Annotated in this window: 16 protein-coding genes; 12 read left to right on the forward strand and 4 right to left on the reverse strand. The window is 34.2% G+C overall.

The window, feature by feature from the left end:
- The first annotated feature begins 1 nt into the window (after position 1).
- Complete coding sequence (locus tag B2745_RS06125; protein WP_304064364.1) at positions 2 to 604, forward strand: hypothetical protein; 603 nt, start codon at positions 2 to 4, stop codon at positions 602 to 604.
- On the opposite strand, the gene B2745_RS06130 is transcribed toward B2745_RS06125, so the two are convergent.
- Both B2745_RS06130 and B2745_RS06135 read right to left on the reverse strand, forming a co-directional pair.
- Positions 601 to 1,206, reverse strand: a complete 606-nt coding sequence (locus tag B2745_RS06130; protein WP_304064365.1) for a hypothetical protein — start codon at positions 1,204 to 1,206, stop codon at positions 601 to 603. The genes B2745_RS06125 and B2745_RS06130 overlap by 4 nt on opposite strands.
- Entirely contained in the window at positions 1,193 to 1,690 is a 498-nt protein-coding gene (locus B2745_RS06135) for an RNA polymerase sigma factor (RefSeq protein WP_304064366.1), read from the reverse strand. Before B2745_RS06135 ends, B2745_RS06130 begins: the two co-directional genes overlap by 14 nt.
- A 109-nt stretch (positions 1,691 to 1,799) precedes the next feature.
- Between B2745_RS06135 and B2745_RS06140 the strand changes: the two genes are divergently transcribed.
- The 7 genes from B2745_RS06140 to B2745_RS06170 all read left to right on the forward strand — a co-directional run bounded on the left by B2745_RS06140 (position 1,800) and on the right by B2745_RS06170 (position 8,391).
- Positions 1,800 to 2,873, forward strand: a complete 1,074-nt coding sequence (locus tag B2745_RS06140; RefSeq protein ID WP_304064367.1) for a formylglycine-generating enzyme family protein — start codon at positions 1,800 to 1,802, stop codon at positions 2,871 to 2,873.
- Positions 2,874 to 3,206: 333 nt separating this feature from the next.
- Entirely contained in the window at positions 3,207 to 3,797 is a 591-nt protein-coding gene (locus tag B2745_RS06145; RefSeq protein ID WP_304064368.1) for a hypothetical protein, read from the forward strand.
- 58 nt (positions 3,798 to 3,855) lie between these two features.
- On the forward strand, positions 3,856 to 4,941 hold the full coding sequence (locus tag B2745_RS06150) for an alpha/beta fold hydrolase (RefSeq protein WP_304064369.1): 1,086 nt from the start codon (positions 3,856 to 3,858) through the stop codon (positions 4,939 to 4,941).
- 735 nt (positions 4,942 to 5,676) lie between these two features.
- Positions 5,677 to 5,898 (forward strand): hypothetical protein, encoded by a 222-nt coding sequence (locus tag B2745_RS06155; RefSeq protein ID WP_304064370.1) that lies wholly within the window; start codon positions 5,677 to 5,679, stop codon positions 5,896 to 5,898.
- Positions 5,899 to 6,159: 261 nt separating this feature from the next.
- Positions 6,160 to 7,167, forward strand: coding sequence for an STM3941 family protein (locus B2745_RS06160; RefSeq protein WP_304064371.1), 1,008 nt, complete (start codon positions 6,160 to 6,162; stop codon positions 7,165 to 7,167).
- Between the two features lie 175 nt (positions 7,168 to 7,342).
- The gene (locus B2745_RS06165; protein ID WP_304064372.1) at positions 7,343 to 7,900 is read left to right on the forward strand and encodes a GNAT family N-acetyltransferase; all 558 of its coding nucleotides are present in this window, start codon (positions 7,343 to 7,345) and stop codon (positions 7,898 to 7,900) included.
- A gap of 2 nt (positions 7,901 to 7,902) precedes the next feature.
- Entirely contained in the window at positions 7,903 to 8,391 is a 489-nt protein-coding gene (locus B2745_RS06170; protein ID WP_304064373.1) for a DUF4199 domain-containing protein, read from the forward strand.
- 183 nt (positions 8,392 to 8,574) lie between these two features.
- Here the strand turns inward: B2745_RS06170 and mgrA are convergent, their stop codons facing one another.
- On the reverse strand, positions 8,575 to 9,567 hold the full coding sequence (gene mgrA, locus B2745_RS06175) for an L-glyceraldehyde 3-phosphate reductase (RefSeq protein ID WP_304064374.1): 993 nt from the start codon (positions 9,565 to 9,567) through the stop codon (positions 8,575 to 8,577).
- Positions 9,568 to 9,723: 156 nt separating this feature from the next.
- Between mgrA and trxB the strand changes: the two genes are divergently transcribed.
- The gene (gene trxB, locus B2745_RS06180) at positions 9,724 to 10,674 is read left to right on the forward strand and encodes a thioredoxin-disulfide reductase (protein WP_304064375.1); all 951 of its coding nucleotides are present in this window, start codon (positions 9,724 to 9,726) and stop codon (positions 10,672 to 10,674) included.
- 74 nt (positions 10,675 to 10,748) lie between these two features.
- On the opposite strand, the gene B2745_RS06185 is transcribed toward trxB, so the two are convergent.
- A complete protein-coding gene (locus B2745_RS06185; RefSeq protein ID WP_304064376.1) occupies positions 10,749 to 11,417 on the reverse strand; it encodes an outer membrane beta-barrel protein in 669 nt (222 codons plus the stop codon).
- Between the two features lie 223 nt (positions 11,418 to 11,640).
- Here B2745_RS06185 and B2745_RS06190 point away from each other — a divergent pair, with 223 nt between their 5' ends.
- From B2745_RS06190 to B2745_RS06200, 3 genes are read left to right on the forward strand one after another with little or no spacing between them, the layout of a single operon-like run.
- The gene (locus B2745_RS06190; RefSeq protein ID WP_304064377.1) at positions 11,641 to 12,006 is read left to right on the forward strand and encodes a hypothetical protein; all 366 of its coding nucleotides are present in this window, start codon (positions 11,641 to 11,643) and stop codon (positions 12,004 to 12,006) included.
- Positions 12,007 to 12,016: 10 nt separating this feature from the next.
- Positions 12,017 to 12,730: a head GIN domain-containing protein gene (locus tag B2745_RS06195; RefSeq protein ID WP_304064378.1), complete on the forward strand. Its 714-nt coding sequence runs from the start codon at positions 12,017 to 12,019 to the stop codon at positions 12,728 to 12,730.
- A gap of 54 nt (positions 12,731 to 12,784) precedes the next feature.
- Complete coding sequence (locus B2745_RS06200; RefSeq protein WP_304064379.1) at positions 12,785 to 14,104, forward strand: MFS transporter; 1,320 nt, start codon at positions 12,785 to 12,787, stop codon at positions 14,102 to 14,104.
- Positions 14,105 to 14,107: the final 3 nt, after the last annotated feature.

Genomic DNA, 14,107 nt, shown 5'->3' on the forward strand with positions numbered 1-14,107 from the left:
GATGAATAAAGTATTGATTTGTGTTTGTGCACTTGTACTAGGTTTAGCGGCTTGTGGCGGAGAAGAAAAAACAGAAAATAAAGCTGTTGAAGCTAAAGTTGTTTTGCCACAACCTTTTAAAAGTATGCAGAAATTGATGGTAAGACCAGGTTTAGATTTTCATATCTTAAACTGGGGTAAAGGTGCCGATACGCTAGGCGCTGTATTAGTTTTGCGTACTGATACTTTACAGCAAGAAAATACGGCTTACAATTTAGAAATAGAAGGCAAGTTTGTGGAGGCTTTTAATACCGATATGGATACCGATGGCAATCCAGAGATTTTAATTTACACCACTTTAAATGATAGTGTTAAAACTCCAGAATTATATTGTTTAGAGTATAATAACGGCGAACCTAACCGAATTAAATTCCCGGCTTTAACCAGTAAAACATCTAAATTATACCGCGGAAAAGATAATTTTTACCTCCACGAAGGCAAGCTGAGAAGAGCTTTTGATTTGTACGAGGATCCTAATCCAAAAGCAAAACCAACGGGTAAAAAACTGATAGAATATAGCATCAGAAGTAATACTTTTGATATTACCGAAATCCAAGAAAACTAATTTTCTTGATTGGCAAATTGCTTTTTTAAACGTTCAAGTTCAGCAATAAGCTCGTTAAAGCGCTTTTCCTCTTTACGGATATAAACCACCCTAATGAAGAAGGTACATAAAGCAAACCAAGTGATAGAAAAAGCTACCGCCAACACCAACGTTATGGTATTTACATGATTAAAAAACTCGATAAAATACAAACCCAAAGCCAGTGCTAAGGCAACAGTATAAACGTAGTAATTACGTGTATTTTGTTGAAAACGCTCTTTTCTAAAGCCCTCAATATAGTCAATATGCTTTTCCGGAGTTTCTAAAAGAGAATCGTTATTTAACGTTTTTAAGTTTTTAATTTGGGTATAGATATAATAAAAACAACAAAGCTCAAAAATAAACATGGCAATATGGGTAGTCCAAGTATTAAAAGATAGGGTAGCCCACAAATAACCAATGGTACAAGCTGCTAAAACCATCCATATAAGTTCTATCCAAATTTTCGCACTAAATTTATTCCTCGATTTTTTATAACGAGAAATCAACTCCTTATAATCAACTTTAGGAGTATTATCGGCTTGTTCGTTCCAAATATTTAATATAGAATCAAAGTCTTTCATGCTTATTAAAAAGTTCTGTAAGCTTGTGTTTAATACGGTGAATTTTTACTCTCAAATTTCCCTCAGAGATACCAGAAATCTCCGCAATTTCTGGGTAAGGCACTTCATCCATCACCAAAGTAATCAAGAGCCTTTCATTTTCTTCTAACTGGGCAATACAATTGTAAAGCGTTTTAATTTGTTCTTGTTTCTCTGAAGTTTCCTCAGCTTTGTTTTCTATGATGTTTGGTGTTAACTCGTCCTTAGCTTGTCTTTTTTCTGTTTTAAGGTAAGTTAAACAAGTGTTTACAGCTATCCGGTAAATCCAAGTAGAAATCATGGCTTGGTTTCTGAATTTGTCCAGATTTTGCCAAACTTTCAAGAAAGTCTCTTGCATTAAATCATTCGCACTATCCTCATCATTGGTATAACCAAAACATAAACGATATATTTTCTTAGAATTAGCCTGAAAAATTTCTTTGAAAACTTGTTCCTTCTGAGACATTTATGTGAGTAGTTTTTTAAATGAGATAGGTTTTGGTTTTAATTGTTACAAATTAGAAGAATAATTTTGATAATTTTAAATTTTGAAAGCCAAACATATTCTACACACGATGCCAAATCTCAGATTAAAAGAGTCTTTATTAGGATTAAGCTTACTAGCTATCACTTTTAATGCTTGCCAGCAAAGCACCAAACAAGTAGATACCAGTAGCGAAACAGATAGCACTGTAACTATCAGTTTTAATGGCGATACTTCTAAAACGGGTATGGTTTACATTCCGGGAGGTACATTTATGATGGGTGGGGATAATGAGCAAGCCGATAAAGATGAATTTCCTAAACATCAAGTAACAGTTTCTGGCTTTTGGATGGATGAGCATGAAGTAACCAATGCGCAATTTGCCAAGTTTGTAGAGGCTACAGGTTATATCACCACGGCAGAGCGCAAACCTAACTGGGAAGAGTTAAAAAAGCAGCTTCCTCCGGGTACGCCCAAACCAGATGAAAGTCAGTTAGTTGCAGCATCCTTAGTTTTTACGCCAACATCTGCTGAGGTTGATTTAAATGATTACAGCCAGTGGTGGCGCTGGGTAGAAGGTGCCAATTGGAAACACCCAGAAGGTCTGGGTAGTGATATTAAAGGAAAAGATAATTATCCTGTGGTACATATCAGTTGGGACGATGCCACAGCTTATTGCAAATGGGCAGGAAAACGCCTACCAACAGAAGCCGAGTGGGAGTTTGCAGCCCGTGGAGGTTTACAAAATGCGATTTATCCTTGGGGTAATGAACATATTAGTAAAGGCATAAAAGCAAACTCATGGGAAGGAAGTTTCCCTTACCAAAATCTTAAAAAAGATGGTTTTGATGGTTTAGCCCCTGTAAAATCTTTCAAAGCCAATGGCTACCAATTGTATGATATGGCTGGTAATGTATGGGAATGGTGTGCAGATTGGTACAGAAACGACTATTACACAACAGCTAAGCAAGCAGGCGGCATAACCAACCCACAAGGCCCAACAGACAGTTACGACCCTGATGAACCTTATACGCCTAAAAAAGTAGCAAGAGGCGGTTCTTTTATGTGTAACGATAGCTATTGTTCTGGTTACCGCGTAGCAAGACGCATGAAAAGCAGCCCCGATTCTGGCATGAGTAATATGGGGTTTAGATGTGTGAGGTAGGTGGTTAGGTTGTTAGTCCTTATAGCTAGGGAGTTGGTGTTTGGTTTAGTCTTTTAAACTTTGTAATTTATATTTCTATTTGTGAAAGTTTTGTTTTAGTTATGATTCAAATTACCTGTAATTTCTACTCTGCTATGTGTATCAAGTAAAAAAACTGTATTTACATCTACTTAAATAATCTTAATATGAAAAAGCATCATATAACTTTTATTTTCATTAATCCTAATGACTTCTATGGTTTCATGTAAGAAAGATGCTATTTTACATGAAATGTTAGCCCCAATCCTAGAAAACCTAACCGATTTAGAAATATAAACTATAACGAACAAAATAATGAATAGACTAAAGTACCTTCTAATTTGCTTAACAATAGCAATTCAATGTTGTAACGGACAAACTAAACCAAAGAAAGAAATTTATAATAAAGACTTTAATTGGACAATTACAATCCCTGAAAATTTTCAAAATGTTAGTGCTGAAGAATGGTCAAAACTGCAAAACAAAGGAGCGGATGCAATTGAAAAAACGTATGATGAAAAGGTTATAAATCAATCAAAGACAATCTTCGTGTTTAAAAGTGACCAGCTCAATTATTTTGAATCTAACTACCAACCTTTTGACATAGCAATTGACGGCAATTATTTAGAATCTTGTAAAAATGTAAATAATATGTTGTACGAGACTTTTAAAACACAAATGCCAGACATAAAAATTGATTCAACATCAACAATTGAAAAAATTGACAATTTGGAATTTCAGACTTTTAAAATGAAAGTTGAGTACCCTAACAAAATGGTATTAAACGTTTTAATGTTCAGTCGACTTTTCGACAAAAAAGAGTTGTCGGTAAATATTATGTATGTTGACAATAATAAAGGACAGCAAATGCTAGAATCTTGGAGAAAATCGAAATTTACAAAATAATGTAATAACACTGCTATTGCTATTCAGGTGTAATTTTATAACCAACAATTTTAAATCCATGCAAACATTGATTTACGTTTTCATTAGCATTTTATTTACAGTAAATGTAAGTTTTTCACAAGACTTTAGTTCATCAAAATTTTCACTTGATGTAAAGTCGATTTATGATAGTGCAAAAGTTGAGTTTAATAATTATGAAAAGAAACATGGGCGTTTTATAAATACAAAAAATGTTCTAATGCACTATCTTGAATGGGGTAATCCCAAGAATACACCTTTAATTTGGGTGCATGGAAGTTTAACAAACAGTTATGAACTAAAGAGTATAGCAGAAGATATCGTACAAGAAGGTTATTATTTGATTGCTATTGACAGCTATGGTCATGGTCTTACAAAAATTCCTGAACATGAGGTTTCTTTATATCACTTAGCAGATGATATAAATGAATTAATGGAAGTGAAAAAAATAAAGAAAGCGGTAATTGGAGGTTGGTCAAGAGGTGGTTTTACTGCGACAGCTTTTTATGACACTTACCCTGATAAAGTTTTAGGGTTAATTCTTGAAGATGGGGGCTCGGTTTCAACAAATACTTATTATCATAAGCTTCTGCCCCATGAATTAGATTTAAGAGTTAAAGATATCTTTAAAGACAGACAATCATACCCATTGTTCAATAATGAATTCGAAGCGTTTAAATTTTTATATGATCAAAGTGCTGGTGGAGGTTCACAATTTGAGCTTTTAGCTTGGTTAACCTTAGATAGTAATAAAAAATGGAGTGTTGGAAGCGGTATTGAAAAGTTATTCAATATGGATAATGAGAGAAAATTTTTAGACAACATTTTGAGACCGACACAGTCTAATTTATTTGGGGAATCTATGGCTATTATTGAACCTAAGATTGTTTACAGAAATTTAAAAGTACCAATGTTAATTTTGGATCCAGTTTCTGATCAAGACGCTTTCCCCTTTAAAAACGAAAACAGAGAATTGAAAAATCAGCACCCGAGTTTAATCACTCATAAAATCTACGAAAATACAGGACATAACATTCATTATGAAAAGCCTAAAATGTTTGTTAAAGACCTAGGCTTTTTTTTAAAGACTATACGAAATCAGAGGCCCAACACAGCGCTAGAATGATAATCAAGCCAAGTGGGCAAATACTCTTGTGCCATGTAAAGCAGAGACTTTAACACAATTTAAACTAACTTTAAAGGACGAATTTTTAGTTTTTTCCTTTCATAGCGATGAGGAGCGAAGAAGCAATCTGTTTTTATTGATTGAATGATTTATTTTTGAATGAGTGATTTCCCTGTTTTTTAATTTTTAATTTTTAATTTTACCTTTTTAATTATGATTTAACCACGGAGTACGCTGAGGACACAAAGCTGGGTGTACACTTATAAAAGCCCTCTGTGAACTTTGTGTTCTTTATGGTTAAAAAAATTCAATTGTCTAGTATCAAGGATGAGTGAAATAAAAAAATAAAAATCAATCTCTATATCATGATTCAAAGCCTTAAGCCTTCCGCCTTTTGCTTTAGGCTTTCTCCCTTCTGCTTTCAGCTTTAAGGTATATCCGGATAATAGTTGTCTTAATTCTTATAATGGTTAGATTTTGTATTTCAAATATTAAAAATCACTTTATAAGATAGGCAGTAACAGTAGAAAAAACCAAAATATAGATGATTATAAAGCATATTAGCCAAATAAAAAGTCTTTTAGATCATTTGAATATTTAAAATCTAATACTAAATCGTAACTTAATCGAAAAATATGCGCTATAGGATAGCGGATATTTACTAGTTAGCGGTAAGTGTACCCGAACAAAATTTATTATAACCATTATATTAATCAACTTGAAATAACGACAGACATGAATCCAACAGACGATAATAAAAACTATAGGTTTGGCTTGTTTTATTATAATCAAGACGACCCTCGAACTATAGTTCCAAGAAAATTGAGAACACTGGGTTATACCATGAATTTCGCAAGACCTATAAGTTATGTTGCTCTCATACTTCTTATAATTATGCTGGTTTTTCTGGTATATGTATTAAGCAATGTTTCTCTCGACCCGAAAGGCTTTGCCTAATATTTAAAAGTAAGGAAGCGAATGCCCAATTTGGGTGTGTAAAATATTTTGCTAAAAGTAATTTGCAGAAATTAGTAAACACACCAACCGCTAACCACAGGTTTAAAAAATTGCGGGCGAAGTGCTTGTACTTTCTTCATCACTTTTTACTAAATTTGGTGCAGGCAGACAAGTTTTTGCAAGAAAAACCGCAAATTCTTAAACCTGCAAACCGTTAGCGGTAATATTACAAAACCGACCGTAACGACAAAGAAACAATTAGTGACAGAAATAAAACTATACAAGACGACAACCAAAGGACTGAAAATTATCGGTATGAGTTTACCATTTGTAGCAATTGGACTATGGATGATAACTCAAGAACCAATCGGGACGACACCTTACATTATGGGTTGGGTCTGCACTTGCTTTTTTGGACTCGGTATTCCAGTTGGACTATTTCAGACATTTGACAAAAGACCGCAGATTATAATAACAGAAAACGGCATTTGGGACAGGACAACAAAACAAGATGAAGTAAAATGGGAGCAAATAATTGAAGCTTATCCGCTTGACATACACGGACAAAAGTTTATTTCATTAATAACAGATGAAACATTCGTTTTCAAGAAGAAAACTTACAAGTGGGCTGAGAAAATAAATAAAGAAGTTGGAGCACAAAATCTCAATTTGCACTTAGGACAAATAAACATTGACGAAATTGAACTGACAAACTTTATTAATCAGCTTACCAAAGAAACAAGAGAAGAACGAAGAAAGTCAATTAAGAATTTTAAGGTTAAAGGGACTAATTTTTCGCAAACAGACTTTCAAAAAATTCTTTTCTATGTTTTAATTTCTCTAACGCTTTTAGTTTTAACTCTAACAAGTTATGTAGCATTTTGGGTAGTTATGGTAGTTATGGGCGTTTCTGCAATTATCGCTCGTTGGCAGCCGGACAACAAGACACTTAAAAAGTATGCAGGTATCGGAACTTGGCTTGGACTTGTAAATTTGGTCTTACTCTTTGGAACAATCAAAATTTATGACAATATAACCGAAGATGTTGGAGAACAACTAGCAATTGAAATTGAAGAGTTTCAAAAACGAAATTCAACTTTTCCAACAGACATTAATTCTATCAATGAAAAATTAGAGTTTAATTACGTAGAACGTTATTTTGCCGACCAAATTGACTATAAGATAATTGACAATGACTATGAATTAGAAGCTACTATGCTATTCAGAAAACTTAGAAAATACGACAAAAACAACAGCGAATGGAAATAAATACTACCGCCAACAAGGGTTTTGCGTCAGGCGGGCTGACGTACAAACCTGGAGCTTTGTGCTTCTATTCAAGTTCTGTGCTGGTTGACAGTTTTGTGCTTCTAAACCCGCCCGAACGCAAAGCCCCGAACCGTTATGTTGCTATTTGGGACAACTTTGACACAAGTAACAACTTATGAAAACATTTGAATTTCCAATACTAAAGACTCAAAGATTTTTGTTAAGACAATTTCTTGAAAGCGACTTGGAGAATGTTTATAAAGGTCTCTCAGATCCGGAAATTATAAAATATTATGGTGTCAGGTACAAAACACTTGAAGAAACAAAAGAACAAATGGAATTTTTTTCAAACTTAGAAAAAGAAGGGACAGGTATATGGTGGGCAGTTTGCTCTTTAGATCATAAAACGTTTTATGGTGCAGGCGGACTGAATTCTTTAAGTAAGGAACATAAAAAAGCAGAAATCGGATTTTGGCTTTTTAAAGAATTTTGGGGGCAAGGAATAATGACTGAAGTACTTCCTGTTATTTGCAATTACGGATTTGAAAAATTAGCACTTCATAGAATTGAAGGGTTTGTAGAATCGGATAATTTAAATTGTAAAAATGCAATGAAAAAACTTGACTTTAAACACGAAGGAACGATGATTGATTGCGAAATTAAGAACGGTAAATTTATTAGCCTTGATATATTCGCAAAAATCCTCAACAATCTGAATGTAAAATACCTTTAGCCATGAATAGTTTAAAAATTGAAATTAAATGGGCAATCATATTTTCAGTGGTTGTATTACTTTGGATGGTATTAGAAAAACTATGTGGACTACATGGAAAGTATATTGACTATCATCTTTATTTGACTAATCTTTTTGCGATTCCTGCAATTGCGGTTATGGTAATGGCTTTGAAAGATAAAAAGAGAAGTTTTTATAACCAGCAAATAAACTATAAACAAGGATTAATTTCTGGAATTATTTTATCAGTTTTTATTGCTTTATTAAGTCCATTAACACAATGGATAACATCTTTTATAATCACGCCTGAATATTTTCCAAATGTGATCAAACGTTCTGTAGAACTAGGTTATTACAAGACAACAGTAGAAGCACAAGCCAATTTTAATTACCAAAATTATGCAGTACAAGGCGTAATAGGAGCTTTAGTTATGGGTATAATAACCACAGCAATTGCTATGATTTTTTTACGGACAAAACAAATTAAATAATTACTTAAAGCCCTAACCCACACTTATCCAAAAAGGAAATAATCATGTTATCCTCAATAAATACCTATAAAAAAAATCTCCTATCCCCAACAAACTAACCACTAACAACCCAACAACCAAACAAACTAACCACCTAACAAACTAACCACCCAACAACACCTAACAACCTAACCACCCAACAACCTAACCACCCAACAAACTAATAATCCTCTCCAGTTCATCTTCGCTAAATACGATATGGTCTAACGCTTTAAGAGAGTCTTCTAACTGTTCGGGTTTGCTTGCACCTACCAAAACAGAGGTAATACGCTCGTCTTTTAACAACCAAGCAATTGCCATTTGTGCTAAACTTTGGTTTCTGCTGATAGCTATATCATTTAAAGCTTTAATTTGGTTTAGTCTTTCTTCTGTGATGTGCTCTGCTTTTAAAAAACCATGAGATTTTGCAGCTCTGGAATCCTGCGGAATACCTTTTAAATATTTATTGGTTAATAAACCTTGTGCCAAGGGCGAGAAAGGAATACAGCCAACACCCTCTTTGCCTAATAAATCTAATAAGCCATGCTCAACCCAACGTTCAAACATAGAATATTTGGGTTGGTGGATGATACATGGAGTGCCCAAATCTTTTAAAATTTGTATGGCTTTGGCACATTCTTCGGGTTTATAATTAGAAAGACCAACGTATAAGGCTTTTCCCTGTCGCACTATTAAATCTAAAGTGCTCATGGTTTCTTCCAGTGGTGTCTCTGGATCTGGGCGGTGATGATAAAATATATCCACATAGTCTAATTGCATACGCTTTAAACTTTGGTCTAAGCTAGAAACCAGATATTTTTTAGAACCCCAATCGCCATAAGGGCCATCCCACATGGTATAACCCGCTTTAGAAGAAATAATCATTTCATCGCGGTAGCCATTAAAATCTTTTTTTAAGATGTGTCCAAAATTTTCTTCTGCCGAACCCGGAGGCGGGCCATAGTTGTTAGCCAAATCAAAGTGGGTAATGCCATTGTCAAAAGCAGTTCTAATGATATTTCTGCCGTTCTCAAAAGTATCTACACCACCGAAGTTATGCCACAAGCCTAAGGATAATGCCGGTAGTTTAATGCCACTTTTACCACATCTGCGGTAAAGCATGTTGGTATATCTGCTTTTTTGAGGAATATAATGCATGTTTTAAGATTTAAAATGCCAAAATAATAATTAATTATAGCTTTAAGGCTTCAAAAAAATAAATGACCGGCAGCATCATAATTTCATCATAATTTCTTACAGATTTGTGTTTTTAGCTGCTAACATTAACTTTGCATCTCAATCACAAATAAAATAATGACAGAAGAATTAGAACACGTAAAGTGCTTAATTATAGGATCTGGTCCGGCAGGCTATACTGCTGCTATTTATGCTGCCAGAGCAGATTTAAAACCTGTGATGATAACAGGTATGCAAATGGGTGGGCAATTAACACAAACCACTGATGTGGAGAATTTTCCGGGTTACCCTGGAGGTGTGATGGGGCCAGAGATGATGGAAGATTTTAGAAAACAGGCAGAACGTTTTGGTACTGATATCCGTTTTGGTTACGTATCATCAGTAGATTTTACAGGTCCGGTACATAAAGTTGTGGTAGATGATGCCAAAACGATATTAGCAGATACGGTAATTGTTTCTACAGGAGCATCGGCTAAATGGTTAGGTTTAGAATCTGAGCAAAAATATAATGGTTTTGGTGTTTCTGCTTGTGCTGTTTGTGATGGTTTTTTCTTTAAAAACCAAGATGTTGCCATTGTAGGGGCAGGAGACACCGCAGCAGAAGAGGCTACCTATCTGGCTAAGTTATGTAATAAGGTTTACATGATTGTTCGTCGTGATGAGTTTAGAGCATCAAAAGCCATGGAAAAGCGTGTGTTAAATACCGCAAATATTGAGATTTTGTACAACTCAGAAACCCAAGAGATTTTAGGTGATGGTAAAAATGTAACAGGTGTTAGGGTTATCAATAACAAAACACAAGAAACTAAGGATTTAAATGTTACGGGTTTCTTTGTAGCTATTGGTCATAAACCTAATACAGATATTTTTAAAGGTTGGATAGATATGGATGAAACAGGCTATATCATTACCAAACCAGATAGTACAGCTACAAATATCCCCGGAGTTTTTGTTTCTGGAGATGCGCAAGATAAAATATATCGTCAGGCAGTAACCGCAGCAGGTTCTGGTTGTATGGCCGCTTTAGAAGCCGAGCGTTATTTAGCTGCTCTAGAAGATTCAGAGTAATAAAACAAAATATAAAATATAAAATATAAAAAAAGCGAGCTTAAACTCGCTTTTTTTATTTCAGATTGATTTTTTTAAAAGGCAAAACCTACAGAGAAAGATAAAACACGATTGTTTTTCTCTACATTAGTTGCGCTGGTACTACCCGGACGTAAGTTAGTTAAACCTAAACCATAACCAGCACCAATATTAAAACCAGAATTAAATTGGTATCCTGTTAAGAAATTGAAACCAAAATCTAGAGGTTTAATATCATCCCCAGAGTCGTTACCTATATCCAAATCAGTTTCTCCCTCGTAATCTTCTCCTAAGAAAGTACCTTCACCTTTTAATTGGGCTGCTACGTTAAACCCCGCATAAGGGCCAGCACCTAAAAAGAATTTACCTGGTCCGGCTGGTACATTTAAAACAAAGTTCACAGGTACCTCAACAGCCAAAATATTTTCTGTTAGTTCATTATTTCCGATAATGTACTTGGCACCTTTACCTTGTAAAGAAATACCAGGTTGTACAGAGAACATTCCTGATAAAGGAACATCAGCATAACCGGTTACATGGAAGTTTACAGCACTTTCTGTATCGTTAGAAGTGTTGGCATCATCATCAGTAAACTGATACTTTGGTAAGTTAACTCCGGCTTTTAAACCAAATTTGGTTGCCCCTGTAGAAGATGTTGTACCTGTTTGTGCATATACAGTGCTTCCGAAAATGAAAGCTGCTGCTACTAAAAAAACTTTTTTCATAATTGTATTATTTAAATTAAATAAGTTCATAACCTTTTGTTCAATATCAGGTCCAATTGGCATGATGTATACTGTTTTTACATTATATGGCTGAAAATGAGCCTGATTTTTGCTGTAAGCCGTATCATCAGCTTTAATTGATTTGTAGCTTATAAAATACATTTTCGTCACTTTTATGTTACAATTTGTCGACTAAAGTATAATCTATTTTTAATTTTGTTTTATGCAAGAGACCAGAAATATCAGCCTAAGCGAAGAAGAAAAAAGTAAACTAATAGGGGAGAAACATCAGGAACAGCTATTTTTATTCCTGAAAAATCAGGAAACTTTACTACACGATTTAATTTTTAGTTATCATTACCATAAAAAGGAAAGGGTGTATGATTTAGTCTTACAAGAAAATCAAATCTATTATCAAACTGCTGAGAGCGGATATTTCATCGTTCATTACCAAATAGGTTTTTTTAATGCTTGTGCGGATTTAGATTACCATGCACCTGAAAAAATGAAAATTGATTTTAATTTTAACCATCAAAGCTTACAACTAAAAGGCGAGTATGTACCAGAAAGAGAAGCAGATGAAATTTAATATGATAATTATGAGAAACTACCTATTTTACACATTAGCACTATTGATAAGCATTTTATCTTCTTGCGGAGGGTCTGGCTGTATAACAGGTTCAGGAGAACAAATCGTAGAACAAAGAAGCATCGGCAATTTTTCGAAATTAAACATATCAGGCGATTTTAAGGTTTTGATTTTTCAATCCGACTCTAGCACCATGAGCATCATGGCAGATGATAATATTATTCCTCATGTAAAGCAAAAAATATCTGGTGATGAACTCACGATAAAACTTGACCAAAATATGTGTGATGGTGGGCCTATTGCTATTAGTTTATCTTCTAAAACTTGGAATGCTATTACAGCATCTGGAGCGGTAGAAATTATAGGAGAAAGTAAAATTACGACCCAAGATTTTGAGTTGGATTTAAGTGGAGCAACTGATATAGCTTTGGTTTTAGAAGCTGCAAGATTAAACACCAAAACATCCGGAGCGGCAGAAATCAGTTTAAAAGGTCAAAGCAGACAGCATTTTGTAGAGAGTAGTGGCTCAAGTACCATTAAGGCATTTGATTTTGTGGTAAGTGATTATAAAATAGAAAGTAGTGGAGCTAGCGATGCACAAATAAATGTTTTAAATAGTTTGGAAGTAAAAACATCAGGACAAAGCAATATCGTTTATAAAGGAAATCCTAAAACTATAAAGCGAGATGAAAGCGGCATATCAAGTATAACTCAGGCAAATTAGCTTTAAAAATTGTGATTATTAAAATGCTGAAATATTTCTATAATTTTAAGCCCAATGTTTAAAGACAATCAAAAAACCATTCGGTCATGGGCCATGTTCGATTGGGCAAACTCCTCTTATAACTTGGTGATTACATCTACCATTTTTCCTGCTTATTATACAGCTATAACCACTACAAAAACAGCTTTTGGCACAACAGATAAGGTTTCTTTCTTTGGCTTAGAATTCGTAAACACAGCATTGTCTAATTATGCTTTAGCAGTTGCTTACCTGGTTATTGCTATCATTACGCCTTTTTTAAGTGCCACAGCAGATTATCGTGGTAATAAAAAAATATTTCTGAAATTATTTACTTGGTTAGGTGCTTTATCTTGTGCGGGTTTATATTTTTTTAAATCAGACACTTTAGAACTTGGGGTTATTTTATTTGCGCTTGCGGCTATAGGTTATTGTGGTGGTATTGTATTTATAAACTCTTATTTACCCGAAATAGCAAGTAAAGAAAACCAAGATGCCGTTAGCGCAAGAGGCTTTGCTTACGGTTATGTAGGTAGTGTTATTTTACAAATTATTTGTTTTGTTTTTGTTTTGATGCCTGATCTTTTTGGTATTAGAGATGCAACTTTTCCGGCTCGTTTATCTTTTCTATTGGTTGGTATCTGGTGGATAAGTTTTGCGCATATATCTTTTAGGGTTTTGCCAAAAGGTAGCCCAAATTATAATAAGGTGGATAAAGCAAAAATAAGTAGTGGTTTTCAGGAATTATTAAAGGTTTGGAAACAGGTAAGTCAAATGGCTGTATTAAAACGCTATTTATTGGCTTTCTTTTTTTACGCTATGGGTGTACAAACCATTATGCTGGTTGCTGCAAATTTTGGCGAAAAAGTCTTACAACTGGGTACAGAAAAGCTCATCATCACCATTTTAATTATTCAATTGGTAGCTATTTTAGGGGCTATTTTAATGTCTAAACTATCTAAGCGTTTTGGTAATATACAAGTACTTATTTTTGTGGTAAGTATTTGGATATTGGTTTGTATTGCCGCTTATCATATTACCAACCAAACAGAATTTTTTGTTTTAGCAGCTGTTGTTGGCTTGTTTATGGGGGGTATTCAATCTTTATCACGTTCAACATTTTCTAAATTTGTACCAGAAAACACACCAGATACCGCTTCTTTTTTTAGTTTTTATGATGTAACCGAGAAGATAGCTATTGTAGCAGGTTTGTTTAGTTTTGGTATGATAGAGGAACTTACAGGTAGCATGCGAAACTCTACACTAGCTTTAGCATCTTTTTTTACTATAGGCTTAATCGTACTTTTTACGGTTTTGAACTCGCAAAAGAAACAAAAAGCTATTGCTGGTATTTAAGCA

The sequence above is a fragment of the Pedobacter glucosidilyticus genome, from assembly GCF_002483235.1.
GTDB lineage: Bacteria > Bacteroidota > Bacteroidia > Sphingobacteriales > Sphingobacteriaceae > Pseudopedobacter > Pseudopedobacter glucosidilyticum_B.

Bases quoted from the DNA above. Each gene is read 5' to 3' on its own strand.
- B2745_RS06125 (WP_304064364.1), top strand. From the start codon at position 2: ATGAATAAAGTATTGATTTGTGTTTGTGCACTTGTACTAGGTTTAGCG.
- B2745_RS06130 (WP_304064365.1), bottom strand. From the start codon at position 1,206: ATGAAAGACTTTGATTCTATATTAAATATTTGGAACGAACAAGCCGAT.
- B2745_RS06135 (WP_304064366.1), bottom strand. From the start codon at position 1,690: ATGTCTCAGAAGGAACAAGTTTTCAAAGAAATTTTTCAGGCTAATTCT.
- B2745_RS06140 (WP_304064367.1), top strand. From the start codon at position 1,800: ATGCCAAATCTCAGATTAAAAGAGTCTTTATTAGGATTAAGCTTACTA.
- B2745_RS06145 (WP_304064368.1), top strand. From the start codon at position 3,207: ATGAATAGACTAAAGTACCTTCTAATTTGCTTAACAATAGCAATTCAA.
- B2745_RS06150 (WP_304064369.1), top strand. From the start codon at position 3,856: ATGCAAACATTGATTTACGTTTTCATTAGCATTTTATTTACAGTAAAT.
- B2745_RS06155 (WP_304064370.1), top strand. From the start codon at position 5,677: ATGAATCCAACAGACGATAATAAAAACTATAGGTTTGGCTTGTTTTAT.
- B2745_RS06165 (WP_304064372.1), top strand. From the start codon at position 7,343: ATGAAAACATTTGAATTTCCAATACTAAAGACTCAAAGATTTTTGTTA.
- B2745_RS06170 (WP_304064373.1), top strand. From the start codon at position 7,903: ATGAATAGTTTAAAAATTGAAATTAAATGGGCAATCATATTTTCAGTG.
- mgrA (WP_304064374.1), bottom strand. From the start codon at position 9,567: ATGCATTATATTCCTCAAAAAAGCAGATATACCAACATGCTTTACCGC.
- trxB (WP_304064375.1), top strand. From the start codon at position 9,724: ATGACAGAAGAATTAGAACACGTAAAGTGCTTAATTATAGGATCTGGT.
- B2745_RS06185 (WP_304064376.1), bottom strand. From the start codon at position 11,417: ATGAAAAAAGTTTTTTTAGTAGCAGCAGCTTTCATTTTCGGAAGCACT.
- B2745_RS06190 (WP_304064377.1), top strand. From the start codon at position 11,641: ATGCAAGAGACCAGAAATATCAGCCTAAGCGAAGAAGAAAAAAGTAAA.
- B2745_RS06195 (WP_304064378.1), top strand. From the start codon at position 12,017: ATGAGAAACTACCTATTTTACACATTAGCACTATTGATAAGCATTTTA.
- B2745_RS06200 (WP_304064379.1), top strand. From the start codon at position 12,785: ATGTTTAAAGACAATCAAAAAACCATTCGGTCATGGGCCATGTTCGAT.